The organism is Aliarcobacter vitoriensis (assembly GCF_048320235.1).
GTDB lineage: Bacteria > Campylobacterota > Campylobacteria > Campylobacterales > Arcobacteraceae > Aliarcobacter > Aliarcobacter vitoriensis.
The window spans coordinates 1,170,844-1,197,451 of the sequence record NZ_CP182882.1 but is presented as its reverse complement, the minus strand read 5'-3'; the positions used below and the strand labels follow the sequence as shown (position 1 = coordinate 1,197,451).

Annotated in this window: 28 protein-coding genes; 9 read left to right on the top strand and 19 right to left on the bottom strand. The window is 27.8% G+C overall.

Annotation, left to right across the window (positions count from 1 at the left end):
* Entirely contained in the window at window positions 1-1,503 is a 1,503-nt protein-coding gene (locus ACNSOS_RS06035; protein ID WP_418184571.1) for a peptide-binding protein, read from the bottom strand.
* A 94-nt stretch (window positions 1,504-1,597) separates the two neighbouring features.
* Here ACNSOS_RS06035 and tenA point away from each other — a divergent pair, with 94 nt between their 5' ends.
* Window positions 1,598-2,278: a thiaminase II gene (gene tenA, locus ACNSOS_RS06030; protein ID WP_418184570.1), complete on the top strand. Its 681-nt coding sequence runs from the start codon at window positions 1,598-1,600 to the stop codon at window positions 2,276-2,278.
* A gap of 57 nt (window positions 2,279-2,335) precedes the next feature.
* Here the strand turns inward: tenA and rpsI are convergent, their stop codons facing one another.
* The 14 genes from rpsI to rpsT form a co-directional block, all read right to left on the bottom strand.
* Window positions 2,336-2,725 (bottom strand): 30S ribosomal protein S9, encoded by a 390-nt coding sequence (gene rpsI, locus ACNSOS_RS06025; RefSeq protein ID WP_113894794.1) that lies wholly within the window; start codon window positions 2,723-2,725, stop codon window positions 2,336-2,338.
* A gap of 5 nt (window positions 2,726-2,730) precedes the next feature.
* Window positions 2,731-3,150, bottom strand: a complete 420-nt coding sequence (gene rplM / locus ACNSOS_RS06020) for a 50S ribosomal protein L13 (protein WP_113894793.1) — start codon at window positions 3,148-3,150, stop codon at window positions 2,731-2,733.
* Between the two features lie 75 nt (window positions 3,151-3,225).
* Window positions 3,226-4,611: a sensor histidine kinase gene (locus ACNSOS_RS06015; RefSeq protein WP_418184569.1), complete on the bottom strand. Its 1,386-nt coding sequence runs from the start codon at window positions 4,609-4,611 to the stop codon at window positions 3,226-3,228.
* Complete coding sequence (locus tag ACNSOS_RS06010; protein ID WP_418184568.1) at window positions 4,605-5,279, bottom strand: response regulator transcription factor; 675 nt, start codon at window positions 5,277-5,279, stop codon at window positions 4,605-4,607. Before ACNSOS_RS06010 ends, ACNSOS_RS06015 begins: the two co-directional genes overlap by 7 nt.
* Window positions 5,269-5,700, bottom strand: coding sequence for a hypothetical protein (locus ACNSOS_RS06005; RefSeq protein ID WP_235826981.1), 432 nt, complete (start codon window positions 5,698-5,700; stop codon window positions 5,269-5,271). The genes ACNSOS_RS06010 and ACNSOS_RS06005 overlap by 11 nt, the downstream gene beginning before the upstream one ends.
* Window positions 5,687-6,355, bottom strand: a complete 669-nt coding sequence (locus ACNSOS_RS06000; protein ID WP_113894790.1) for a phosphate signaling complex PhoU family protein — start codon at window positions 6,353-6,355, stop codon at window positions 5,687-5,689. Before ACNSOS_RS06000 ends, ACNSOS_RS06005 begins: the two co-directional genes overlap by 14 nt.
* Entirely contained in the window at window positions 6,355-7,125 is a 771-nt protein-coding gene (pstB, locus tag ACNSOS_RS05995; RefSeq protein WP_113894789.1) for a phosphate ABC transporter ATP-binding protein PstB, read from the bottom strand. The genes ACNSOS_RS06000 and pstB overlap by 1 nt, the downstream gene beginning before the upstream one ends.
* Window positions 7,126-7,135: 10 nt before the next feature.
* On the bottom strand, window positions 7,136-8,323 hold the full coding sequence (gene pstA, locus ACNSOS_RS05990; RefSeq protein WP_418184567.1) for a phosphate ABC transporter permease PstA: 1,188 nt from the start codon (window positions 8,321-8,323) through the stop codon (window positions 7,136-7,138).
* A complete protein-coding gene (gene pstC / locus ACNSOS_RS05985; RefSeq protein WP_418184566.1) occupies window positions 8,320-9,249 on the bottom strand; it encodes a phosphate ABC transporter permease subunit PstC in 930 nt (309 codons plus the stop codon). Before pstC ends, pstA begins: the two co-directional genes overlap by 4 nt.
* A gap of 64 nt (window positions 9,250-9,313) precedes the next feature.
* Complete coding sequence (locus tag ACNSOS_RS05980; protein WP_418184565.1) at window positions 9,314-11,044, bottom strand: GGDEF domain-containing protein; 1,731 nt, start codon at window positions 11,042-11,044, stop codon at window positions 9,314-9,316.
* Window positions 11,045-11,102: 58 nt separating this feature from the next.
* On the bottom strand, window positions 11,103-12,158 hold the full coding sequence (locus tag ACNSOS_RS05975) for a substrate-binding domain-containing protein (RefSeq protein ID WP_113894787.1): 1,056 nt from the start codon (window positions 12,156-12,158) through the stop codon (window positions 11,103-11,105).
* Window positions 12,159-12,315: 157 nt separating this feature from the next.
* Window positions 12,316-12,945, bottom strand: a complete 630-nt coding sequence (locus ACNSOS_RS05970) for a hypothetical protein (protein ID WP_418184564.1) — start codon at window positions 12,943-12,945, stop codon at window positions 12,316-12,318.
* 221 nt (window positions 12,946-13,166) lie between these two features.
* On the bottom strand, window positions 13,167-14,234 hold the full coding sequence (gene prfA, locus ACNSOS_RS05965) for a peptide chain release factor 1 (protein WP_113894785.1): 1,068 nt from the start codon (window positions 14,232-14,234) through the stop codon (window positions 13,167-13,169).
* A 7-nt stretch (window positions 14,235-14,241) separates the two neighbouring features.
* Window positions 14,242-14,502 (bottom strand): 30S ribosomal protein S20, encoded by a 261-nt coding sequence (gene rpsT / locus ACNSOS_RS05960; protein WP_113894784.1) that lies wholly within the window; start codon window positions 14,500-14,502, stop codon window positions 14,242-14,244.
* 82 nt (window positions 14,503-14,584) lie between these two features.
* Here rpsT and glmM point away from each other — a divergent pair, with 82 nt between their 5' ends.
* The 8 genes from glmM to ACNSOS_RS05920 all read left to right on the top strand — a co-directional run bounded on the left by glmM (window position 14,585) and on the right by ACNSOS_RS05920 (window position 23,352).
* Entirely contained in the window at window positions 14,585-15,919 is a 1,335-nt protein-coding gene (gene glmM, locus ACNSOS_RS05955) for a phosphoglucosamine mutase (protein ID WP_113894783.1), read from the top strand.
* The gene (lspA, locus tag ACNSOS_RS05950; RefSeq protein ID WP_113894782.1) at window positions 15,916-16,392 is read left to right on the top strand and encodes a signal peptidase II; all 477 of its coding nucleotides are present in this window, start codon (window positions 15,916-15,918) and stop codon (window positions 16,390-16,392) included. Before glmM ends, lspA begins: the two co-directional genes overlap by 4 nt.
* Window positions 16,393-16,457: 65 nt before the next feature.
* Window positions 16,458-17,726 (top strand): 3-isopropylmalate dehydratase large subunit, encoded by a 1,269-nt coding sequence (leuC, locus tag ACNSOS_RS05945; RefSeq protein WP_113909387.1) that lies wholly within the window; start codon window positions 16,458-16,460, stop codon window positions 17,724-17,726.
* Window positions 17,726-18,310 (top strand): molybdenum cofactor guanylyltransferase MobA, encoded by a 585-nt coding sequence (gene mobA / locus ACNSOS_RS05940; RefSeq protein WP_418184563.1) that lies wholly within the window; start codon window positions 17,726-17,728, stop codon window positions 18,308-18,310. The genes leuC and mobA overlap by 1 nt, the downstream gene beginning before the upstream one ends.
* Before the next feature lie 96 nt (window positions 18,311-18,406).
* Entirely contained in the window at window positions 18,407-19,876 is a 1,470-nt protein-coding gene (locus ACNSOS_RS05935; protein WP_418184562.1) for an NAD(P)/FAD-dependent oxidoreductase, read from the top strand.
* 17 nt (window positions 19,877-19,893) lie between these two features.
* Complete coding sequence (locus tag ACNSOS_RS05930; RefSeq protein ID WP_418186300.1) at window positions 19,894-21,081, top strand: rhodanese-like domain-containing protein; 1,188 nt, start codon at window positions 19,894-19,896, stop codon at window positions 21,079-21,081.
* A 184-nt stretch (window positions 21,082-21,265) separates the two neighbouring features.
* The gene (locus ACNSOS_RS05925; protein WP_418186299.1) at window positions 21,266-21,460 is read left to right on the top strand and encodes a hypothetical protein; all 195 of its coding nucleotides are present in this window, start codon (window positions 21,266-21,268) and stop codon (window positions 21,458-21,460) included.
* Window positions 21,454-23,352 (top strand): methyl-accepting chemotaxis protein, encoded by a 1,899-nt coding sequence (locus ACNSOS_RS05920; RefSeq protein WP_418186298.1) that lies wholly within the window; start codon window positions 21,454-21,456, stop codon window positions 23,350-23,352. The genes ACNSOS_RS05925 and ACNSOS_RS05920 overlap by 7 nt, the downstream gene beginning before the upstream one ends.
* Before the next feature lie 47 nt (window positions 23,353-23,399).
* On the opposite strand, the gene rplT is transcribed toward ACNSOS_RS05920, so the two are convergent.
* The 4 genes from rplT to thrS all read right to left on the bottom strand — a co-directional run bounded on the left by rplT (window position 23,400) and on the right by thrS (window position 26,529).
* A complete protein-coding gene (gene rplT / locus ACNSOS_RS05915; protein WP_113895365.1) occupies window positions 23,400-23,756 on the bottom strand; it encodes a 50S ribosomal protein L20 in 357 nt (118 codons plus the stop codon).
* Between the two features lie 102 nt (window positions 23,757-23,858).
* Window positions 23,859-24,056, bottom strand: coding sequence for a 50S ribosomal protein L35 (rpmI, locus tag ACNSOS_RS05910; protein ID WP_026802990.1), 198 nt, complete (start codon window positions 24,054-24,056; stop codon window positions 23,859-23,861).
* A gap of 140 nt (window positions 24,057-24,196) precedes the next feature.
* Window positions 24,197-24,691, bottom strand: coding sequence for a translation initiation factor IF-3 (infC, locus tag ACNSOS_RS05905; protein ID WP_222718469.1), 495 nt, complete (start codon window positions 24,689-24,691; stop codon window positions 24,197-24,199).
* Window positions 24,692-24,720: 29 nt separating this feature from the next.
* Window positions 24,721-26,529, bottom strand: a complete 1,809-nt coding sequence (gene thrS, locus ACNSOS_RS05900) for a threonine--tRNA ligase (protein WP_418186297.1) — start codon at window positions 26,527-26,529, stop codon at window positions 24,721-24,723.
* Between the last annotated feature and the right edge of the window lie 79 nt (window positions 26,530-26,608).

Sequence of the window (26,608 nt, the reverse complement as noted above, 5' to 3'; positions counted from 1 at the left end):
TTATTCCTTTATTTCCCAATCTTTTTGATTATGTAAAATCCCTGTAAAAGTTGGTTCAATATTTTTTATTTTTTTATTAACAGCAGTAATTCCATCTGGAATATATAAAAAAAGATATGGTAAATCATCAGTAATAGTTTTAAAAATCTCTTTATAAATCAGTGATAATTCATCTTTATTTATAGTGTTTATACCTTTTTCTATGAGTTCATCAACTCTATCATTTTTATATCCAGCTAGATTAAATCCACCTAATTTATCACTAGAACTATGCCAAAGAGGATAAGCATCAGGAGTTAAAGGCATAGACCAACCTAAAAGTATGGCTTCAAATTTCCGTGGATGTACAATTGTATTTAAAAAAGCTTGCCACTCCATAACTCTTATTTTCATATTAACACCAATTTTTTGAAGTTGGTATTGAAGTATTTGAGCAGCATTTACTCTTATATCATTTCCAGTATTTGTAATAACTTCAAATGTAAAAGGATTTTTTTCATCATATCCAGCTTCTTTTAGTAACTCTTTTGCTCTTTTTATATCTTGAACTATGGGTTTAACTTCTTCATTGTAAGCATAAGAGTGTGGCATAAATGGACCATTACAAACTTGTCCATATCCAAAAAACAAAATATCAACTAACTCTTGTCTATTTATCGCTAAAGATATAGCTTCTCTGATTTTTTTATCTTTAAATTTTTCATCTTTTAAATTAAATCCCAAATAACTATATGTAAAAGCTGGTTTTTGTATGATTGTATAATCTTTTTTAAAATTATCATCTATTTGTCTATTTAGTTGTATTGGGTCAAGTGTTCCAATATCGAGTTTTTTCTGTTTTAGATATAAAAAAGATGTATTTAAGTCTGGTAAAAATTTATATAAAATACTATCAATTTTTGGCTTTCCTTCAAAATAATCAGGATTGGCGATAAGTTCTATATCTTGACCAACTTTAAACTCTTTTAACATATATGAACCAGTACCTATTGGATTTTTGTTAAAAGAGCTTGTCATTAGATTTTCTTCATCTTTTAAAATATGATATGGTAAAAGTCCAACCATCCAAGTTTCAAGTGCTTTGAAATATGGTTTTTTATAGTTTATCTCAACTGTTAAATCATCTATTATTTTTACATTCTCAACTTCATTAAAATTTGATTTTATGGAGTTAAAAACTTTTGGATTTATGATTTGCTCGTAAGTAAAAACTATATCTTTTGAAGTAACTTTTTGTTTATCATGCCAAAAGGAATTATCTTTTAGTTTTACAATCAGTTTGGTTGGTGTTTCAAATTTATATGATGAAGCTAAATCAGTTGTTATATCTCCATTTTTATCATATTTGAAAAGTCCATTAAAAAGCCAATCAGATATTTCAGAACTTGCAGTATCATTGGCTAAAACAGGATTTAATCTACTTGGGCTTGAACTCATACTTAAAGTAATAGTTGAAGCACTTAGCGATATAAAAGAAATTAGGTTGATTATTAAAAATTTCATAGGATATTTTATAGTTTTTTTACAAAAAATCCCATAAATTGGCTTTAACTTTTTAATTATGATAGAATATATCAAAAAATAATAAAGGATAAAAATGTCATTTTCAAAAAGTTTAAAAAATAAAGCCCAAAAAGTTTGGGAAGATGGATACAATCACCCTTTTGTACAAGAGTTAGGAAAAGGTACATTAGATAAAGAAAAATTTAAATTCTATTTATTACAAGATTATTTATATCTTTTGGAGTATTCAAAAGTTTTTGCTGTTGCAATACTAAAAGCTGAAGATGAAGAGATGTTAGCAAGGCTTAGTTCAATATTGCATAGTACTCTTGTAGATGAAATGCAAGTTCATCGAGAATATATGAAAGAGTTTGGAATTAAAAAAGAAGAAGTAGAAAATGTAAAAGCTTCATTATTTAGCAGAGCATACACTTCAAATATGTTAGCAGTTGCACAAAAAGGTGATTTAGTAGAGATTTTAGCTACTGTATTTCCTTGTGCATGGACTTATTGCGATTATGGGAAAAGGTTAAAAGAACAATATAAAGATAATTTAGAAGATAATTTTTATAAATCTTGGATAGAGATGTATTCTGGAGAAGCTTTTGAACAATCATTTGAATGGTTTTATGATGCAGTTGATAAATTGGTTGAGAATAAAACACAAAAAGAGAAGGAAAAAATTGAAGAAATTTTTATATCTAGTGTTGAATTTGAATATATGTTTTGGGATATGGCATATAAAAAAGAGATGTCATATAACCTTAGTAAATAGGGCATAAAAAAAGGAGTGATAAAACCACTCCTTTGGAAAAATAAAGAAAAATACCAATTATCTTTTTGAGAATTGAGAAGATTTTCTTGCTTTTTTCTTTCCGTATTTTTTTCTTTCAACACTTCTAGCATCTCTAGTTAATAAACCATGAGGTTTTAAAATTGTTCTAAATTGCTCATCAAAAGCAACTAAAGCTCTTGAAATTCCATGTCTTGCAGCGTCTGCTTGAGCAGAATATCCACCACCCAATGTTTTAACAACAACATTTACAGATGCTTCTTGTTTTGCTACTTGTAATGGTTGTAAAACTCTTTTTTTGATAGACTCATGACCACCTAGCCAAGCATCTAAAGTTTGACCATTAACTGTTAATTGTCCATTTCCAGACTCTAACCATACTTTTGCTATCGCAGTTTTTCTTCTTCCAGTTGCATATACTTTTGCCATTACTATTATCCTTTAATTTGAGCCGTATGAGGATGTTCACTTCCTGCATATACTTTTAATTTTTTTAACATAGCTTTACCAAGAGTAGTTTTTGGAAGCATACCTCTAGTAGCTAATTTATACAATTTTTCAGGGTTTTTTTCAATCATATCTGACATTTTGTGAGTTTTTGTACTTCCAAAATAACCTGAGTGTGTATAGTAGTTTTTCTCTTCTAATTTAGCACCAGTAAATTTAGCTTTACTTGCATTGATAATTACTACATAATCTCCGCAATCAACGTTAGGTGTAAAACAAGGTTTATTTTTTCCTCTTAATATTGTAGCAACTTCAGTAATAATTCTTCCGAATACTTTACCTTCTGCATCTACTACAACCCAAGATCTTTCGATTTCGTTGGCTTTTGCCATTTGAGTAAATTTCATTTATTAACTCCCTTTCAATAATAAGTTGGAATAATAGTTAAGTATTGCTTTTGTTTTGCTTAAATTAAGTAGATTTTAATGATAAATTATAAATTTTGAACCAACATCGATTTGAGACTCTATTTCAAGTCTAAAATTGTGTAATTTTAATATAGATTGAACTATAAATAATCCTAATCCTAAAGAGTTATTCCATTCATTATTTGAAACTCTATAAAACTTCTTTTTTATTTTTTCAAGTTCTTCTTTACTTATTCCTATGCCTTTATCTATAATTGCAATAGAATTTTTTGTGATTTCAACTACTATTTCTTCTTTTGAGTATTTAAGAGCATTTTCTATTAGATTTGATATTGCTATTGAAATTAAAGTTTCATCAACTTTAAGATAAATATCATCACCAACAACTTTTATTTCTCTATTTTTATATTTAAATTTTAAGTCACTTATTGAGTTTTCTAAAATCTTTTTTATAGATATTGAACTTAAAATAAGCTCTTGTTTTTGTTCTTGTAATTTTAAAGTTAATCTTAATTTATCTATTATTTGTGCCATTTTATTTGAGTTTGAAAATATTTTATTTAAAAATTTGATTTTCATATCTTTTGGCATATCTTTATCATCCAGTAAAGTCTGACTATACCCAGAAATTATAGCTATTGGATTTTTAAACTCATGAGAAATAGCTGATATAATGTCATCTTTTTGTCTATTCGCAATAGTCAGTTTTGCTGTGTGTTTGGCTTTGGCTTTATCTTTTTTAGCCAATTTTATAGCTACTTTATTTAGTAGTTTTGCTATTTTATAAAATTCAAAAGTATAATTTGATTTTAATAACATTGGTTTTCTTTTTTTTGTCAATTCTTTTAAAAAATGAAGTATGAAATCAGTCTCTTTTTTTATTTTTAAACTTATAAAATAGGTTGCCAAAAATGCAATAAATAAGAAAATAGATATATATGCAAATATTTCTAAAGTTAATTTCATAAAATTATCAGTGATTTTATTTGTATAATCAGACATTCTTATATAAAATATTTCTTCATTAATGATAGTTTTTTTAGCTACATATAAAAGTTCTTTATCCAAAGTTTCAGATTTTCTTATATCTTTTCCAAGACCAATATTCTCTGCTTCTATTATTTCAACTCTATTTTTATGGTTATTTATTCCATCTAAATTTTTGTGGCTTTCAGCTATCACATCACCTTGAGCATTGATTAACGATATTCTTAAAGATAGTTTTGAACTAAGATTTTGAACAATACTTTTTAAGCTATTTATATCTTTTGAATTTTCTAAAACAACTATTAAAGTATCAATATTTTGTAAAAGGTTTTTCTCTATTTGATTTATATATAGATTTTTTGCCCAAAAATAAGTAGTGAGTGTTACAGTCAATAATATTGCAACAAATATTGTAAGATATGTTCGTAAAAATAGTTGGTGAATTTTTAGCAAAATATGTAACCTTCACCTCTAACAGATTTTATATAATTTTTTTTGTTTTTTGGGTCTATTTTTGATTTTAGTCTTTTTATAGCCACATTTACAGTTTTTTCTTTTTTATCTAAAGAGTCTTCCCATACTTTTTCCAATAAATATTCTCTTGAGAGTAGAATATCTTTATTTTTTATGAATTCTAAAAGTAGGTTTGATTCAAGTTGTGTTAATTCTACTTCAATATTTTCAATATAAAATTTTTTATTTGAAGAGTTATATAAAATATCTTTTACTTTTAATATTTCTACATCTTTTGATGTTCTTTTGAGTACAGCTTTTACTCTAGCACTTAGTTCTTTTATGTTGAAAGGTTTTGTTATATAATCATCAGCATAATACTCAAATCCTTCTATGATATCTTCATCTTTATCTTTTGCTGTTACATAAATAACTGGTGTAGAGTAACCATCTTTTTTAATACTAGAAATAAAAGTGGTACCTTCTATACCACTTAAATTTCTATCCATCAATATTAAATCAATAGTTTCTTCTTCTAAAACTTTTTTTACATTGTCATTTATAGATAAAAACCCTATTGTTTCATATCCTTCTTTTTGTAAGGTATATTCAAGAAGTTCCAAGATATCTTCTTCATCTTCTATTATTAAAATTAGTTTATTGTTCATTTTGTATCACATCTTGTTTTTTATCATTTTGTGGAGAGAATTTTATAGCTAATATTCTAAAAATAAAGAATATAAATATAACTAAAAGTAGAAAAACAATATCAAAATACTCTCTATTTTTATTCGTAGCTAGAATTATAACTTCTCTTATTAAAAATATAATAAAAATATCAAGTACATATCTAAGTCTTAAAGTCTCTTTTGTTATAAATTCTGAAATCATCTTCACAACTTCCATAATAACAATAAATTCTAACATTAAGATGATTGCTTTATAAAAGTCGTGACCAGCAATAAGTATCGTTAAAAAGATAATTATTGCAACTAAAACTTCAAAATGTGAACTAAAATATTTTGAAATTTTTCTTATAGCTTTTTTAAAATGTCTAATATAAAAGATTTCGCTATTATGATTGTTCAATATCTCCACCAACTTGTGCAAATTGTAATAATCTTGCAATAGATACTGCTCTATCAGCAATTTTTTCTAATCTTCTTAAACTACTTAAAATATCAAAATACTCTTTTGATAAATCTAATTTTTTTGAAATTAGCTTTAAAATATTTTTCTCTATCATAAGGTATAAATCATCTGTTTTACTCTCTTCAACTATAACTCTATGATATTTCTCTTCTATATGTTTTTCATCTTTTTCATCAATAATAGAAGTTGCAGTTTGTAAAGACAATAATGCTGATTTTAAAAGAGGAATTGCATATTCTAAAATAACATTTGTATCTAAATCACTTGAATATGATTTTTTAAACATTTTTGCAAAATCTTTTGTGTTTGCAGCTGTTCTTGCTAATTCATTTGTAATTTTTAGAAAAGATACTAATCTTCTTAAATCTTTTGCTTCAGGTGCATATAAAGCCATTGTTCCAACGATAATATTATCTATTTCGTTTGATTTATGAAGAGTTTTTTTCTCACTTATTTCAACATTACTTAAATCTTCAATTTTTCTATCATTTAGAGCTTTTAAGCAAATCTCTAAAGCTTCAATTACTGAAAATCCTATTTGTTTTACTTCTTCTTTTACTGTTGCTAGTTTTATTTCGTATGGTTTTAACATTATCCAAATCTCCCTGTTATGTAATCTTCTGTTTTTTTATTGTGTGGATTAACAAAAATAGTTTCTGTTATATCGTACTCTATCAATTTCCCTAAGTGAAAAAATGCTGTATAATCAGCAACCCTTGCAGCTTGTTGCATATTGTGAGTTACAGTTATAATCGTATAATCTTGTTTCAACTCAAGCATAAGAGCCTCAATTTTTTCTGTACTTATTGGATCAAGTGCAGATGTTGGCTCGTCCATTAGAATAATTTCTGGTTTAATAGCGATTGTTCTAGCTATACAAAGTCTTTGTTGCTGACCACCTGAAAGTGAAGTTCCTGGTTGTGTTAATTTATCTTTTACTTCATTCCAAAGTCCAGATTTAATTAAAGAAGTTTCAACTAACTCGTCACACTCTTTTCCTTTTCTTACAAGCCCATGTTTTAAAGGTGCATAAGCAACATTGTCATAAATAGATTTTGGAAAAGGGTTTGGTTGTTGAAAAACCATTCCTACTTTTTTTCTAACACTTACTTCATCTACATCTTTATCATATATATTTTTCTTATCTATGATAATTTGTCCATCTATTTTAACTATTGGGATTAAATCATTCATTCTATTTATACATCTTAAAAATGTTGATTTTCCACAACCTGATGGTCCAATCAATGCTGTGATTTTATTTTGGTATAAATTTACATCTATATCAAATAAAGCTTGATTTGTTCCATAAAATAGATTTAAATTTTTTACATCTATTTTTGATTTGATTTCTGTACTCATTTTTTTCCTTTTACCATTTTACTTCAAGTTTTTTTCTAAGATAAATTGCGATTGCATTTAGTGAAATTAGTATTGTCAATAATACCAAAATTCCTGCAGCTGTTTTTTCTATATACATACCTTCTGGCATTCCAGCCCAAGTGAAAAGTTGTGCTGGCATAACAGTTGCTGCACCAGTAACCATAGTTGGAGCATCTGGAATAAATGCAATCATACCTATGATGATTAAAGGAGCAGTTTCTCCCATAGCTTGTGCTAAACCGATGATTGAACCTGTTAAAATTCCTGGAAATGCTAAAGGTAAAACATGATCTCGTGTTACTTGAATTTTATTTAATCCTAAACCATATCCAGCTTGTCTAATACTATCTGGAACTGCTCTTAAAGCTGCTCTTGAACTTACAATTATAATTGGTAGTGTCATAAGAGCAAGAGTTAATCCTCCAACTAAAGGTGAACTTCTTGGCATACCAAAAAGATTTATAAATATTGCAAGACCTAAAAGACCAAATAAAATAGATGGAATAGCTGCAAGGTTGTTGATATTTATCTCTATAAATCTTGTAAATTTATTATCACCTGCAAACTCTTCAAGGTAAATTGCTGTCATAACTCCAATTGGGAATGCAACAAGCATTGTTATGATTAAAGTTAAAATTGAACCAACAACTGATGAGAAGATACCAGCATATTCAGGTATTTTTGAGTCACCATTTAAAAAGAATAAAGAGTTAAATCTTTTTTCTATCAAACCATTTGAATATAGTTCATCAACTATTGCTATTTCTTTATCTTTCAAATTGTGATGGTGATTTTTTATGTATTGATCAACTTGGTGATTTGTTAAAATCCAAAGATTTTGTGTTGAATCTTTATACTCTGGATTTTCTTCTAATAGTTTTGGTAAATCTCTTAAAGCTGCTCTTGAAACTATATTTCTAAATTCACTTGGAACTGCCAATCTTGTATCATCCAATGTTTTTTCGTTGAAAGTTACATCAACTTTTACATAAGCTATATTAAAAGCTGGAATACCTTTTCCAATCATATCAAAAAGAAAGAAAGCTAAAAATGCTACTGAAAATACCAAAGAAGTTATAGTAAACTTTTTAAATCTTGCTGCACTAGCATGTCTTTTTTTCAAAGTTGGGTCATAAAATGGATTGTTTTGTTTATTTTTCTTATTTCTTTTTATCATAATGTATTCACTTTATATTTTTCTTTAAATTTTCTTATCAATGACAATGAAATCATATTTAAAACCAAAGTTACGATAAACAGTACTAAACCTAAAGCAAAGGCTGAAAGTGTTTCTGGTGAATTAAACTCAAAATCTCCAACTAAAGAGTTTACAATTGTAACTGTAACTGTTGTCATATCTTCAAGAGGATTTATAGATAAATTTGGTCGTAAACCTGCTGCCATAACAACAATCATTGTTTCACCTAAAGCTCTTGATAAAGCTAAAAGACATGCTGAAATAATACCTGGCATAGCCGATGGTAAAACTATGTTTTTGATAGTTTCTCCATGTGTCATACCCAAACCAAATGCTGCTTTTCTTTGACTATCTGGAACAGCTCTTATAACATCATCTGAAAGTGAAGAAACCAAAGGAATTATCATAATTCCCATAACAACTCCAGATGCTAAAGCACTATTAAATGTTGCTTCAAGCCCAAAAAAGTTTGCTGCTTTTACAACAAAAGGAGCAACTGTAATAGCTGCAAAGAAACCATAAACAACAGTTGGAATACCTGCAAGAACTTCCAAAATAGGTTTTAGATAATCTCTTAATTTTGGACTTGCGTATTCACTCATATATATAGCACTTCCAAGTCCAATAGGAATGGCAACAAGCAAAGCTATAACTGTAATTACAAATGTTCCTGCAAAAATAGGTAAAGCACCAAATTGGCTATTTGCAGTTCCTGGAGTCCATTGGGTACCTGTTAAAAAGTACCAAAAGCTTCTTAACTTAAAGAACTCTATTGCTTCAAATAAAATTGAGAATAAAATACCAAAAGTTGTTAAAATAGAGATACCAGCTGCAAAAATAAGTGCATATTTTATAAGCTTCTCATTTAGTTCTCTTCGTTTTTTTTGTGATTGAAAATTACTCAACAAAATCGACCTTTGTATTGAATTTATGGAATTTTAGAAGAACTTGATTACAATTGAGTTACATTTATATAATTTTAAAAATAGGTTCTTTTGAGTTTTTAGAGGCTTTTTTTACAATATTTAAAGTGTTGTCAAAGTTCAAAATATCTGATTGAGAATTTATCTCCAAAATAGCACAAGAAACAGATAGTAAATCAAACTTTCTAGTAGTACCAAATCTATCTTTTCCTACTATAAAATTGTTTTGTTTATCCTCTTTTGAGTATAAGTTTTTTACACTATTTTTAAATTCATCTTGTATATTTGAAGTTAGTTCAAAAACATCTTTGTAGTTGTAGTCTATTAATCCTACAAAAAAATCATCACCACCAATATGAGCTATAAAACTATTTTTTTGATATCTTTTTTGTAGTAGTTCAGAAAATATTAAAATAGCACGGTCACCTTGTCTAAAACCATAAATATCATTAAATGGTTTAAAATCATTGAAATCAAAATATATGATATAAGTAGTATTGAATTGAGAATTTTTAAATGATGTATCAATATATTTTTCTATTTGACTATTTCCTGGAAGTTTTGTAAGTGGGTTTTGATTTGTTGCTATTTCTATATTTCTTTTATACGATAAAGTTAAAAGAGAGTTCAGATTTATAAAACCTTTGTATTTATCCGAACTAGTGATAAATATACCTAAAGAATCATTGAAGTTTAGATTATACATTTCAAGAATTTTATCAATTCCCCATGATATTTCTACACTTAATGCAGGTTTGATATATTTTAATAAAGTAGATGAAAATGTTTTATTTTGTGCTAATGATAGACCATACTGAGAGTAAGATATTTTTTTAATATCACTTTCATAAATTATTCCTAACAAATATCCAAACTCATCTACAATAGGAACAAAGTTATGTTGAGTGTTTTTTTTGAAGTGTAAAAACAAATCATACAAAGAGGTATTAACATCTAATGGAGTAATCTCTTCTATAAATTTACTATCAATAGTCCTATTTGTATCATTTCTTTTATCTTTTGCTATTAAATCTACTATATTGTTATATAAAATTTCAATTTCATTTATATTTTTTGTAGGTTTTTGAACTAAATACCCTTGTATAAAATCTGCTCCTATATCTTTACAAGTATAAAATTCTTTGATAGTTTCTACTCCTTCGGCAATTACTTGTATCCCCATAATATGTGCCATATCAATAATAGAGGAACAAAATAGTTTTTTCTTTGAATCTTGGTCTATATTTGAAATAAAAAATCTATCAAGTTTTATGATATTTGCTTCACTAAAATATAAAAGTTTTAATCCCGAAACACCTATTCCAAAATCATCTATTGCAATTGAGTAACCACTTTGTTTATATTTTTCAAGCATTGAAGATAAAGCATTTTGCTCTATTGCTGTACCTTTTTCACTTAGTTCAAAACATATTCTTTCTTTGTTTAGGTTGTATTTTTTTAATATCTTTTCTGTATTTCCTGATGAATAGCTTTTATTGTAAATAATCCTATTATCTAAATTGTAAAATAGTTTTAAATTTGAATAATTTATTTTTGCAAATTTACTTATAGCTTTTTCTCTTAATTCTAAATCGAGTTCATATAAATAGTCATTGTTGAAAGCTAAATCAAATAAGTCATCAATATTTGTGAGATTTGGTATATCTTGAACATTTCTTAAAAGTGCCTCAACTGCATAAATTTTCCCACTGTGAGAGTAGATTATTGGTTGAAAAGCATAATCAAGCTTTGATATTATTTCAGTCCAATTTGGCATAGTTTTCCTATATGATATTTTAAAAAGAGGTTAAGAAGTAGAGTTTATCTACTTCTTATTAGTGTTTTAAATCAGCTTCTGTTAGTTTTTCACTATTTAGAACTTTTGCTCTAGCTTTTGTTCTAACATCATCAGTCAATGGAATAAGTCCAATTTCAGTTAAAATTCCATCTTTTCCAATCATTTTTTCAGATACGAAAAGTTTTGTAAACTCTTTTAAAGATGGAACATCTTTTGAGTGTTGATTTTTGATATAAAAATACATTGAACGAGCAACAGGATAAGAAGCATTTGCAATAGTATCAACTGTTGGTGCAACATTGTCTATACTAAGACCAATAACTTTATCTTTATTTTCAGCTAAGAAAGAGTAACCAAAAATACCAATTGCTGCTTCATTTTTTGTAAGTCTTTGAACTATTAAGTTATCATTTTCACCAGACTCTACATAAGCCCCATCTGTTCTGATTTCTGAATAAGCTTTATATTTTTTATTTGCTTTTTCATCAGCTTTAAATAAATCTGTATAAACTGATTGTTTTTCAAATATACTTTGTAATACTAACTCTTCAAAAGAATCTCTCGTTCCAGATGATTTTGGTGGACCATAAACTATAATTTCTCTATTTGGTAAGTTACTACTAATATCTGACCATTTTTTGTATGGATTTGCTATTAAAGATTTACCATCTTTTGAAGGAACTTCTTTTGCAACTGCTAAAGCTAATTGTTCTTTTGTTACATTAAAACTTTGTACTTTTGAACTTTGTGCTATTGCAATACCATCAAATCCAATTAAAGCTTCAGTTACATCAGTAACACCATTGTCTTGACACATTTTTAATTCATTTGCTTTTATTTTTCTTGAAGCATTTGCAATATCTGGTGTATTTATATCAGCACTAGCACAAAATAGTTTTATTCCTCCACCTGTTCCAGTTGATTCAACAACAGGAGTTGGATAAGATGTTGTTGCTCCAAATTCTTCAGCAACTGAAGATGAAAAAGGATAAACTGTTGATGAACCAACAATTTTAATCTGGTCTCTTGCACTTAAACTTGATACTAATAAGGCACTTGCTATCAATGCCACAGATGATTTTTTTAAATTCATTTTTTCTCCGATAAATTTTATTTACGGAAGAATTCTAATAAGCCTTGATTACAGTTTGGTTACTTTTGTATAAATTTAAACTTGAAAAGGATAGTTTTTTATAATAACTACTTTAGAGATACTTATTTATATGTATCTCCAATAAGGACATTTAATATTATGCATAATATGGTTCTTTAGTCGCTTTATTAAAGTTCTCTTGAAAATTTTTATAAAAATCAGATATATTTTGATATTGCTCTTGTACTTTTTTATCTGCATTTGAAGATTTTGAATTTATTAAAGCTTTTTCAAAATTAGCTATGGCTTTATCTATAAAAGCAACAAAATCTATATTATTTAACTCATTTTTATGATTTATCACATAATTATCATTTGAAGATCTGCCATTTTTCATAAAACTTGCATTTATATCTTCATTGTTAGAAAACTCTTGTAAATTCATTTGAAATTCAAAAGATAAAAGTCCAGTTTTTTCTGGATCTGTATTTTGTAAAGTTTCATAATATGCTTTATTGATACTACTATTTTCACTATAATTTAATGCACCTTTTAAGTGTAAAAACTTACTATATTGGGAAGCTTTTATATCTCCATTATCTGATAGTTCTTTATATCTTTTATCAAACTCTTCTTGATGAGTTTTTGCCTCTTCAAAAGAAATATTTAGTAAATCATTTGCTGAATAGTTACTATAATCTATTTTTTCAAGTTCCTTATAATAAGCTGTACTTAAATTTTTTACACTTTGTGTTTGATATATATTTGTAGTTTGATTTATTTCCATATTTTTTCCTTGTGTGTTTATGTATTATAATAAATCAATTATCATTTTAATATAAAACTGTAACGAAAACTTGGTATGATTTGTATTATTTTATTTAAAACAAAAACAATAAATCTAAGTAAGAATAAAAATATTGGTAAAGATAAGATTGATTTTTAAAAATTATAAAAGTATTTTTATTTTGTTATTAGTATTTAAAAAAGAAAAACAAAAAAGGCTTTTTATAGCCCATTTGCTTCGATAAGTCGAGATTGATGATCAGCAATAAGAGGATCAATTACTTCATCAAACAACCCATCATTTAAGATGTTTTCAAGTCTGTAAAGAGTCAAATTTATTCTATGATCACTGATACGATTTTGTGGGAAGTTATAAGTTCTTATTCTTCCACTTCTATCACCAGTACCTACTTGCTCTTTTCGGTTTGCACCCTCAGCTTCCATCTTTTTTTCCATCTCAATCTCAAAAAGTTTCGCTTTTAGAACTTTCATAGCTCGCTCTTTGTTTTTATGTTGAGATTTTTGATCTTGATTTGTTACAACAATACCAGAAGGAATATGTGTGATTCTTACAGCCGAGTCTGTAGTATTTACAGATTGACCACCATTCCCACTAGCTCTCATAACATCAATTTTTAAATCATTTTCGTTTATTTCGACTTCAACATCATCAACTTCAGGCATAACTGCAACTGTAATAGCTGATGTATGAACTCTACCTTGAGATTCTGTTGCTGGAACTCTTTGAACTCTATGAGTTCCACCTTCAAATTTTAGTTTAGAATACACATGGTCACCTTTTACCAAGATTACTATCTCTTTGTAACCACCTGCTTCACTATCACTTGAACTCATAATCTCTACTTTCCAACCATTATTTTCAGCATATCTTAAATAACCACGGAATAAATCACCTACAAATAGTGCAGCTTCATCTCCGCCTGTTCCAGCTCTTAGCTCCAAGTAAATATTTCTATCATCATTTGGATCTTTTGGAATCATCAAAACTTTTATCTCTTCTTCCAAAATTGGTTTTGAAGTTTCTAATTCTTTTAATTCTTCTTTTGCTAATTCGCCAAGTTCAGCATCATCAAGGATAAGTTTGTTTTCTTCAATATCATCAAGAACTTTTATATACTCTTTAGCTTTATTTACTATTGCTTCTATACTTGATTGTTCTTTTGACAAGGATGTCATTCTTTTTATATCACTTGTGATATCAGGACTCATCAATAATTGAGTGATTTCCTCATATCTAGTAATAAATGGTTGGAGTCTATTTTTTAACATAAATTACTTATATAGCATTTACTTTTAATTGTAATCTACTTACTTTTCTAGCTGCTGTACCTTTCGGTAAAATACCTTTAGAAACGCAGTGGTGGAAATATTTGTTTGCAACTTTCATTGCTTCAGTAGCTTTTGTTTTGTCTCCAGATTCAACTGCAGCAACTACATCTTTAGTTATATTTTTAATTCTAGTTTTATAGAATCTATTTCTTTCAGTCTTAACTAAAGTTTGTCTAGCTCTCTTTTCAGAAGATTTGTGATTTGCCATTTTTTTAACCTCTTTATAAAATTTTAAAGGATAGAATACTATCCAAAATAACTTAAACAGAGTTTAATTTTAGGAAGATTTAATGAAACTATTTGGAACAGATGGAGTTAGAGGAAAGGCTGGAGCATTTTTAGATGCTTTTACTGTAATAAAACTTGCACAAGCTGCTGGTGTTCATTTTAGAAAACACTCAACAACAAATAAAATTTTAGTTGGAAAAGATACAAGAAGAAGTGGATATATGATAGAAAATGCACTTGTTAGTGGTCTTACATCTGTTGGATATGATGTTATCCAAATAGGACCTATGCCAACTCCTGCAATAGCATATTTAACAGAAAGTATGAGATGTGATGCTGGAATTATGATAAGTGCTTCACACAATCCTTTTGAAGATAATGGAATAAAGTTTTTTGATAATCATGGAAATAAACTAAGTGTTGAAGATGAAAAAGAGATTGAAAAAATATTTTTCAATCATGATTTACTCCAAAGTGAACAAGTAACTGGTATGGATATTGGTTCATCAAAAAGAATAGATGATGTTATTGGAAGATATATTGTTGTTATTAAGTCATCGTTTCCAAAAGATTTAACTCTAAAAGGTTTAAGAATAATTCTTGATTGTGCAAATGGTGCTGCGTATAAAGTTGCTCCTACAATTTTAGAAGAATTGGGTGCAGATGTTATAACTATAAACAATAAGCCAAATGGATTTAATATAAACGATAATTGTGGAGCAATGCACCCAGAAAATGTAGCAAAACTTGTAAGAGAGTATCGAGCAGATATTGGATTGGCTCTTGATGGTGATGCAGATAGATTGGTTGTTATTGATGAAAAAGGTGAGATAGTTGATGGGGATAAACTTTTAGGAGCATTGACAATATACTTAAAACAAGAAAATCTATTAAAAGGTGATGCTTGTGTAGCTACAGTTATGTCAAATAAAGCCTTAGAAGACTATCTAGCGAATCATCAAATTAAACTTTTAAGAAGTGATGTTGGAGATAAATACGTTCTTGAACTCATGAAAGAACAAGGTATAAATTTTGGTGGAGAACAAAGTGGACATATTATTTTTTCTGATGCTGCAAAAACTGGAGATGGTTTAGCTTCGGCATTGCAAGTGTTGGCGATGATGATTAGAAGTAAGAAAAAAGCAAGTGAAGTTTTAAATCCTTTTACTCTGTATCCACAGATTTTACATAATATGAAAGTTAATGAAAAAATACCATTAAAAGATATAAAGGGTTTAGATGAAATTTTAAAACCTTTAAGAGAAAAAGGAATGAGAGATTTGATAAGATATTCTGGAACAGAGAATAAAATCAGACTTCTACTTGAAGGAAAAAACAAAAAAGATGTAGAAACTGGAATGGAAACTTTAATCTCTTTTTTTAAAAAAGCTTTATGAAAAGAGAGTTTAAATTAGCAGTTGCTATTTTTATAGCTATTTTTATCATAGACCAAGTTGTAAAGTTTGGTTTTGCAAATCTTGGTTGGGATGCAAATGGAAGTGTTATGAGCTTGAAACTTGCTTACAACTATGGAGTTGCTTTTTCAATGTTCTCTTTTTTAGATGAGTATTTAAAATATATCCAGCTTTTTATAGTAGTTTTAGGAAGTATATATTTATATAAAAATATATATTTATTTAAAGAATATTATATTGCAATAGGGCTTTTATATGCTGGTGGATTGTCAAATATTTTGGATAGATTTACTTATGGTGCAGTTGTCGATTATTTTTATTGGCATTATGGATTTGAGTTTGCAATTTTCAACTTTGCAGATGTTATGATAAATGTTTCAGTTGCTATTATAATCTTTATTCAAATACGAAACAATAGAAGAGAAAAAAATTTAAAAGAGAAAAGCTCTTTGTAGCTTAAAAGAGTTTTTTGGTTATAATTTTGCCAAAATTCTCAAAATTAAACAGTTTAGGAAAAAATATGGGTCAAACAATTACAGAAAAAATTTTTAGTGAACATGTTGGAAAAAAAGTTTATGCAGGAGAAATTGTAAGAAGTCCAATTGATATGGTAATTGGAAATGATATTACAACTCCTATTTCTATTCGTGCATTTGAAGAGGGTGGTTTTGAAAAACTAGCAAATCCAGATGGTTTTGCAATAGTTTTAGACCACTTTATTCCAGCAAAAGATATAGCTTCAGCAAATCAAGCAAAAATTAGTAGAGATTTTGCATTAAAACACAATTTAAAAAACTTTTTTGATGAAAAAGATATGGGAATAGAACATGCACTTTTACCTGAAAAAGGTTTAGTGATTCCTGGTGATGTTATTATTGGTGCAGATAGTCATACATGTACACACGGAGCTTTAGGAGCATTTTCAACTGGTATGGGTTCAACAGATATCTCTTTTGGAATGATTACTGGTGGGAATTGGTTTAAAGTTCCAGAATCTATAAAAGTAGTATTTAATGGTCGTCCATCTAAATATGTAACTGGAAAAGATTTAATTTTAGAAATTATTAGAATACTTGGAGTTGATGGAGCTTTATATAAAGCTTTAGAATTTACAGGAGATACAATAAAATATTTATCAATGGATGATAGATTTAGTTTATGTAATATGGCTATTGAAGCAGGTGCTAAAAATGGAATTGTTGCTTATGATGAGATTACAAAAGAGTTTTTAGATAGTAGGGATAGTTTAAGAGCAGAGCCTAAAATTCATTATAGTGATGAAGATGCTGTTTATTGTCAAGAGATTGTTATCGATGTAGAAAAACTAGAACCAGTTATTGCATATCCATATTTACCATCAAATGGACATAGTGTATCTCAAGCTGTTAAAGATGATATCAAAGTTGATCAAGTATTTATAGGTTCATGTACAAATGGAAGATTAAGTGATTTTAAAGTTGCAGCTGAAATTTTAAAAGATAAAAAAGTAGCAAGGCACGTGAGACTTATTTTAACTCCAGGAACTCAAAAAATATTAAGAGAAGCTACAAAACTAGGATATATTGATACTTTAGTTGATGCAGGAGCGGTTGTATCAAATCCTACATGTGGAGCATGTCTTGGTGGATATATGGGGATTTTAGGAGATAACGAAGTATGTATCTCTACAACAAATAGAAACTTTGTTGGAAGAATGGGAAGTAGAAGTTCAAAAATCTATTTAGCAAATAGTGCTGTTGCAGCTGCAAGTGCTATTAGTGGATATATTACAGACCCAAGAAGTTTATAATGTCTTTGATTCCATTTGAAATACCTTGTGTTATTTTAAGTGGAGGTAAAAGTTCACGAATGGGAGAAGATAAATCTCTTCTTCCCTTTAGCTCTTCAAACTCTTTGATAGAATATCAATTTGAAAGATTAAAACCTTATTTTAAAGATATTTATATCTCTTCAAAAAGCAATAAATTTAATTTTCTAAATTCTAATAATCTGATCCTAGATAAAAATAAAGAGATTTTCTCGCCAATTTTAGCTTTACAAACTATTTTAGAAACAATAGAAGATGAAAAAGTTTTTATTATCGCAGTGGACACACCTTTTGTAAAAATTGAAACAATAAAAGAACTAATAAGTAAGAGTTTAGATTTTGATATAACCATTGCTCAAACACCTTTAAAAACACATAATTTATGTGGAGTATTTTCAAAAAATATTTTAAATAGAATTAAAAATATGATAAAAGATGATATTCATAAAATAAATTATTTAGTTAAAAATTCTAAACATAGTATTTTAGACTTTCAACATGAAGATGAATTCTTAAATATAAACTCACAAGAAGATTATTATAAATCACTACAAATTATAAGATAAAATGATATATATTTGAGAATACAAACTTATATAAAGTAAGTGTATTATTATAATTATTTTGCTAGTATATTATATATTTATTTTAAGGAAAAAATAATGAATAAAGATGAGTTAAGAAAAGCATTTGAGATTATAGATAGTGAATTAAAAAAATCTGGAATCTCAAGAAGAGAAGCTTTTAAATTAGCAGGTCTTGGAAGTGCAGCACTTTTAACTGGTGGAACTAAAGCTAGTGCATCAACAGCTGCAAAAGCTAGTGAAGCAAAAGGGAAAATCCTTATTATTGGTGGTGGATTAGCTGGTATTTCAACAGCTGCGAGATTGGTTAATACATTATCAGATCCTGACATTACAATTGTTGAACCAAATCCTAAATCAGTATCTTACCAACCAGGGACTACTCTTGTAGCATCTGGAATTTATAAATCAAAAGATGAATTACTTTTTGAAACAAAAGATTATTTACCAAATGGTGTTACTTTCATAAAAGATAAAGCTGTTGATTTTAATCCTGAAGCAAATAAAGTAACATTGGCATCTGGGGATGTATTATCTTATGATTTTTTAATTGTAGCAGCAGGAGTTACTCTTGATTTTGCTGCAATTAAAGGATTAGAAGAGATAGGAGATGCTTATAGTGCTGGAGATGCTTCAAAAATTTTAAAAGTTTTTGGTGATAGTGGAGTAACATCTGTTTATAATATTGATAGTTCAGCACATATGTGGGAGCAAACTCAAAAGTTTATTCAAAAAGCAAAAGATGGGCAAAAGGTAAAAGGTGTATTTACTGCACCAAATACTCCTATAAAATGTGGAGGAGCTCCTAAAAAAGTTATGTATCTTACAAATGCAAGATTAAATGAAGCAAAAGCAAGAGCGAATGCTGAATTAACATTGTATGATAATAATGATAAGCTATTTAGTGTTAAGGAATTTGCTGATGCTATTGAAAAGCAGTTTATTGCAAGAGATATGAAGTGGAATTTTCAACATAATTTAGTTGAGGTTGATATTGCAAAAAAAGTTGCTGTTTTTAATAAATTTTGGGAAGAACAAGGTGCTTATGATAAAGATTTAGAAGAGTATGATATTGTTAAAAAAAGCCAAAATATTGAAGTTCCTTTTGATTTCTTACATATTACTCCTCCACAAAAAGCTCCAGATGAAATAGGAAAATCTGAAATTGGTTCAGAAAAAGGTTGGATTCCTGTTCATAAAGAAACATTGCAACATGTAAAATATAAAAATATTTTTGCATTAGGGGATATTGCAGCTGTACCACTAGGGAAAACAGGGGGAACGGTAAGAAAACAATATAAAGTTTTAGTTGAAAATCTAATATCAGTTATGGAAGGTAAAGAGTTAACAGCTAGATTTGATGGCTACACAGTTTGCCCAGTTTTAACTGATATTGGAAAAGTTATGCTTGCAGAGTTTGATTGGACATCAAAACCAACTCCTATTATACCACTTGATCCTACACAAGAGAGATGGATTTGGTGGATATTAAAAGTTTATATATTAAAACCAATGACAATGTATGGAATGCTAAGCGGTAGAGCTTAAAATATAGGGAGAACAAAATGAAAAAAATAGTTAGTAGTTTAGTTGTAGTATCAATTTTAGGTTTTGGTGGATTATTTGCAAGTGAGATACCAAATTTAACAAAACCAACTCCAGCAGTTTTGGAATTGATAAATAAATACAAATTAGAACAAGTTGATTTTGAATATGTTAAGAAAAAAATTGGTATTGGACATAGAGGTTCAACAGAAGCTATTTTAATTGATGCAAGACCAGAGACAAAATATGTAAGAGGTACGATTCCTTCTAGTTTAAACATTACAGATGGAACTTTTGAAGATGGATATAAACAACTTATAGATGTATCTAAAGATAAAGAATTAATTGTTTATTGTGGCGGATATGGATGTGAAAAAAGTCCAATTGTTGCAAATCTTTTAAAGAAAAAAGGTCATAAAAAAGTAAAAGTTTATAGTGCTGGAGAACCGCAGTGGGCAACAAAAAGCTATTTAGAAGTTGGTACAGTAGTTATTAAATCTTATCAAGAAAACAATAGTGCTTTACTTGTAGATGCAAGACCAAATGCAAAATTTATGCAAGAAACTATTTTAGGAAGTATTTCTATCCCTGATACTGAACTTGATAAGTTAATAGGTAGATTTCCTATAAACAAAGATGAAAAAATCGTAACTTTTTGTTCTGGTTATTCTTGTGAAAAATCAAATATTGTAGCAAATAAACTTCTTGAATTAGGTTATAAAAATGTTTCTGTATATGCTGGGGGAGTTCCAGAGTGGAAAAAAGCTGGACTTCCTACAACAATAGGTGGCAAAAAATCAGAAGATAAACCAAAAGAAGCCAAAAAAGAGTTTAGTAAAAATGGTGCAAAATTAGGAAGTGATGAAGGAACTGTTGATGGAGAGTGGTTGAAATCATTAATTTTAGAAAATAAAGTTCCTTCTTATATTCAAATTGTAAATGTACTTTCTAAAAAGGATTTTGAAAAAGGAAATATTGAAGGTAGTATAAATATTGAAACTGATAAATTGAGTGCAAAAGAGATACTTGAAAAGTTACCAAAAGATAAAACTATTATTTTTCATTGTAGTGCTGGTGCTAGATCATTGGAAGCATATATGAAATTACAAAAAGATAAAGTTGATTTATCAGAAATTTTTTACTTTGATGCAAATATTATTTGTGAAGGTAATAAATGCAAAATTGATGTAAATGAGCCTTTAGAATAAAATAAACTAATCCACTTCTTATATATCTTTCTCTTTGTATTTTAAAATATCAAAGAGGAAGATTTATTAAAATCTACAATTTCAAATAAATATCAAACTATTACTTTATAAATTTAATCAAAATTAAATGGGTTTTTAATTGCAAGATAAGATAAGATAAGATTATCTTTTTTAAGGATTAAATATGACAAAAGAAAAAGATATTGAACTTAATTTTTTAATTTACCAGTTATTGAGTTACGTTGAAGACGAGTATTCATTACAAAAATATGATTGTAAAGATATATCTAAAAAACAAGTATTAAAAGATATCTTAAACCAGCTAAATAAAATAAGAATAATAATTGAAAGAAATCAACCAAGGAGTGAAGAATGTTAAAAAATTTAAATACAAAGCAAAAAATTATTGGGTTGTCATCTAGTATAATGATATTATTTATGATATATGGATTTATTTCTGGTAAATCATTTTCATTGATAATTAATGATAGTGAATATATTGAGAATACTGTTGTTCCAGAAATAATTCATTTATCTAAATTTGAAAAATATATTTTAGATATGCAACTATCAATATCAAATGCAATTATTGAAAATAACTTCGATAAAATAGGTGAAGCAAAAGAGTATTTTAATAAAGCTTCTATAGAAATGAGTGTTATACAAGAACTATTTAAAAATAATAGTAATGAATTAAAAAATATAAAAAATCTAGAATTATTGGCTAAAAATTTATTTACTGAAGGTGAGAATATAGCAAACAAATTTATAGTTACTGAAAATAAAAATATAATACTAGAGCAATCAATTGAAGCTTATTCAGAGCATTTACATCATTTTGAAAATGAGATAGAAAAAGAAATACAGAAAGTAGAAAATAATTTAAAATCAAATGTAAATGAAATAATAGCGTTGTCGAAAGATTCTTTGTTTGAAGGAATAGTTTTACTAGTAATTGGAGTGTTGATTGGATTTACTGTTAGTGTTGTTATAATAAAACAGATTTCTAAGTCTTTAGACAGTTTTAAATTAGGATTACTAGGATTTTTTGCATACTTAAATAGAGAATCAAATACAACAGAACTTTTAGAAGATAGTTCAAAAGATGAATTTGGACAGATGGCAAAAGTAGTAAATGAGAATATTATAAAAACAAAAGCAGGAATAGAAGAAGATAGAAAACTAATAGATGAAACTATATCTGTTTTAAGTGAATTTGAACAAGGTGATTTATGTCAAAGATTAAATATAGAAGTTTCAAATCCAGCTTTGATGCAATTAAAAGAAGTTTTGAATAATATGGCTTATAATTTAGAGAATAATATAGATAATGTATTAAAAGTATTAGAACAATATTCAAACTATAATTATTTAAATAAAATTAATGAAAAAGGTTTAAAAGAACATTTATTAAAACTTGCAAGTGGAGTAAATCATCTTGGAGATTCAATAACTCAAATGTTAGTTGAAAATAAATCAAATGGATTAACATTAGATAAAAGTTCAAATGTACTATTAGGAAATGTAGATAAATTAAACCTAAGTTCAAATGAAGCAGCAGCTTCTTTGGAAGAGACAGCAGCAGCACTTGAAGAGATAACTTCAAATATAAGAAATAATACAAATAGTATAGCTCAAATGGCAAGTTTTTCAAAGAATGTAACACAATCAGCTTCACAAGGTGAAAATCTAGCAAATCAAACAAATGTATCAATGGATGAAATAAATGCTCAAGTTACAGCAATAAATGAAGCAATTAGTGTAATAGATCAAATAGCATTCCAGACAAATATTCTTTCATTAAATGCAGCAGTTGAAGCAGCAACAGCAGGAGAAGCTGGAAAAGGGTTCGCTGTAGTTGCACAAGAAGTAAGAAATTTAGCTTCAAGAAGTGCAGAAGCGGCAAAAGAGATAAAAGATATAGTTGAATTAGCAACATTAAAAGCAAATGAAGGTAAAGATATAGCAAATAATATGATAGAAGGATATAAAGATTTAAATTCAAATATATCACAAACTATGAATCTTATTTCAGATATACAAAATGCTTCAAATGAACAACTACTTGGAATAGAACAAATAAATGATGCAGTAAATCAGCTAGATCAACAAACACAACAAAATGCAATGGTAGCAAGTCAAACACATGATATTGCAATAGTAACAGATGAAATTGCAAAATTAATAGTAAGTGATACTAATGAGAAAGAGTTTATTGGAAAAGATGAAGTTAAGAGTAAAACAATAGAGAGTAATAAAAAAAATCTATAAAAAAAGGGAAGATTTAACTCTTCCCTTTTTTATTATTCGCAAATTTATTATTTAAGTGCTGCTTTAGCAGTAACTACTAAAGATGCAAATGCAGCCGAATCATTCATAGCTAAATCAGCTAAGATTTTTCTATCAAGTTCAATATTAGCTAGTCTTAATCCATTTATAAATCTTGAATAGTTAATATCATTTAATCTACAAGCTGCATTGATTCTTATGATCCATAGTTTTCTGATATCTCTTTTTTTCTGTCTTCTATCTCTGTAAGCATAAACAAGGCTTCTTTCTAATTGTTCTTTAGCTTTTCTGAAGTGTTTTCTTCTTCCGCTATAAAAACCTCTTGCTAATTTTAATAGTTTTTTGTGTCTTCTTCTTCTTACAACACCAGTTTTTACTCTAGGCATATTTTTCCTTTCTTTACCGTTATTTTTAATAAGGTGTCAGCTTTGCTGAACTTTTCCATTTTAAAATGGAGGGACAAAATTACTTATTAATTTTTTAAGTAATTACGCTTTACACAATGATGAAAGAATACCATTTACATTTGTACTATGTACAGTTTGTGGTCCTCTCAAGTTTCTTTTTCTTTTTTGCGTTTTTTTAGTTAAAATGTGGCTTCTAAAAGCAGAACCTCTTTTGATAGTTCCATTTTTCTTTACTTTAAATCTTTTAACCGCACCTTTAATGCTTTTCATTTTTGGCATAAAGAAATCCTTTCAAATAAATTTGCATTTTCATTAATTTTATGAAAAAGTTTTGGATTATACTGAAAAAAAGTTTAGTAATGAATTAAATAGTCTTTTATTTTTGGAAGAAGAGAAGTAAATCCCTTCTTTTGAGTAGATTAATCTTTTTTAGGTGTAACAAGAAGATTTACATATCTTCCTTCAAGTTTTGGTTCTTTATCCATAATTGCAATATCTTCAACCATAGTCCAAATTTTATTTAAAACTTCAACACCAGCTTCAGGATTTGCCATTTCTCTTCCTTTTAGGAAAACTCTAAACTTCACATGGTTTCCTTCTTCTAAGAATTCTCTTGCGTGTTTAACTTTATAACTAACATCATTTTCAGCAATTTTAACAGATAGTTTTATCTCTTTTATAACAATAACTTTCTGATTTTTCTTTGCTTCTTTTTTCTTTTTTTCTTGTTGGTATCTAAATTTACCATAATCCATGATTTTAGCAACTGGTGGTTTTCCATCTGGAGCTATTAAAACTAAATCAAGTCCAGCTTCTTCAGCTATTGCTAATGCTTCATGTGTTGATATTATTCCATGATTTGTTCCATCATCACTTGTACACCTAACTTCTTTAGCTGTAATCATTTCATTCATAATTACATCATCTTTTCTTTTGTCTTTACTCAAATTCTACTCCCCTTTATTATTTCATTTAAAAGTTCTATAAACTCCACTTTGCTTAAATTAGATTGCTCTCTTTTTCTTCTATCTCTTAAAGCAATAGTTTGGTTTGCTACTTCATCATCTCCAATTACAACTATCATTGGAACTCTTTGTTTTTCCGCCATTCTAATTCTTTTATTTAAACTCTCATTCATATCAAAGATTTCAGAATCTATACTATTTTCTAAAAGTTCTTTTTGTAACTCTTTTGCATAAGCCACATGTGGTTCAGCAATAGGAACAAAAATAACTTGTGTTGGAGCAATAGCAAATGGAAACTCTCCAGCACAGTGCTCTGTTAAAATACCTATAAATCTTTCAAAAGAACCAAGTATAGCTCTATGAATCATAACAGGTTGCTCTTTTTCACCTTTATCATTTATGAATTCGACATTAAATCTTGATGGTAAATTCATATCAACTTGAACTGTTCCACATTGCCACTTTCTTCCAATAGCATCAAGAATTTTTATATCTATTTTTGGTCCATAAAAAGCTCCACCACCCTCATCTATACCATATTGGATATTTTTTTCATCAAGTGCATCCATAATACCTTTTGTTGATTTTTCCCAAAATGTATCATCTCCAATAGCTTTTTCTGGCTTTGTAGATACTTCAATCTCATATTTAAAATCAAATAATTTTAATAAACTATCAACAAATTCTAAAACTTCAAAAATAACTTCTTTTATTTGATTTTGTGTACAAAAAATATGTGAATCATCTTGAGTAAACTCTCTTACTCTAAATAATCCATGCATTGCTCCACTCATTTCGTGTCTGTGAACAACACCGTATTCAAAAAGTTTTTTTGGTAACTCTTTATATGAAACAAGACTATTTTTAAATATCTGAATATGCCCAACACAGTTCATAGGTTTTATACCATATTCTTGTTCATCAATAGTTGTAAAATACATATTTTCTTTATAGTTTGCGTAGTGACCAGATATTTTCCACATTTCTGATTTTAAAATCTCGGGACCGCGAACAGGCTCATAACCTCTTATTCTATGTGCCTTATATAAAATATGTTCTAATTTACTTCTTAGTCTAGCCCCATTTGGTAACCACATAGGAAGACCTGCTCCTACATCGTCATTAAATGTAAATAGTTCTAGTTCTGTTCCTAGTTTTCTATGGTCTCTTTTTTTCGCTTCTTCAATCATTGTTACATAATCATTTAAAGCTTTTTTATCAAAAAATGAAATTCCATAAATTCTAGTTATCATCTCATTTTTTTCATCACCACCAAGATAAGCTCCTGCTACTCTTGTAAGTTTAAAACTTCTAATCATTCTTGTATTTGGTAAGTGAGGACCACGGCATAAATCTTTAAAATCACCTTGCTTATAAACTGTTATAACTTCATCTTTAATGTTTTTTAAAACAGCTTGTTTTAGTTCATCATTTTTAAACTCTTCATAAAACTCTTCTCTTGATGTTTCATGTCTAGTTATAGGAAGTTTTCTATCCGCAAGTTCTTTCATCTTCTTTTCAATTTTACTTAAATCTTCATCTGAAATTTTGCTATTTACTTTGAAATCGTAATAAAATCCTTCAGTTACAACAGGACCAACAAAAAATTTTGCTTCAGGGTAAAGTTCTTTTATAGCTTGTGCCATCAAGTGAGCTGTTGAGTGTCTTAATATCTCTAAAGATTCTTTTGAATCATCGGCTTTAATTGTATTTCCACTAATATTTAAAGCCTCTGCAGTTTGAAGGTCATATATTTGACCATCTTTTAATACTCCAATAGGTTCCAATAATTTCCTTTTTTAAATTTTGTTTAAAGTTGCGAATATTCTATCTCAAAATCACTTAATTTATTTAAAATATTACTCT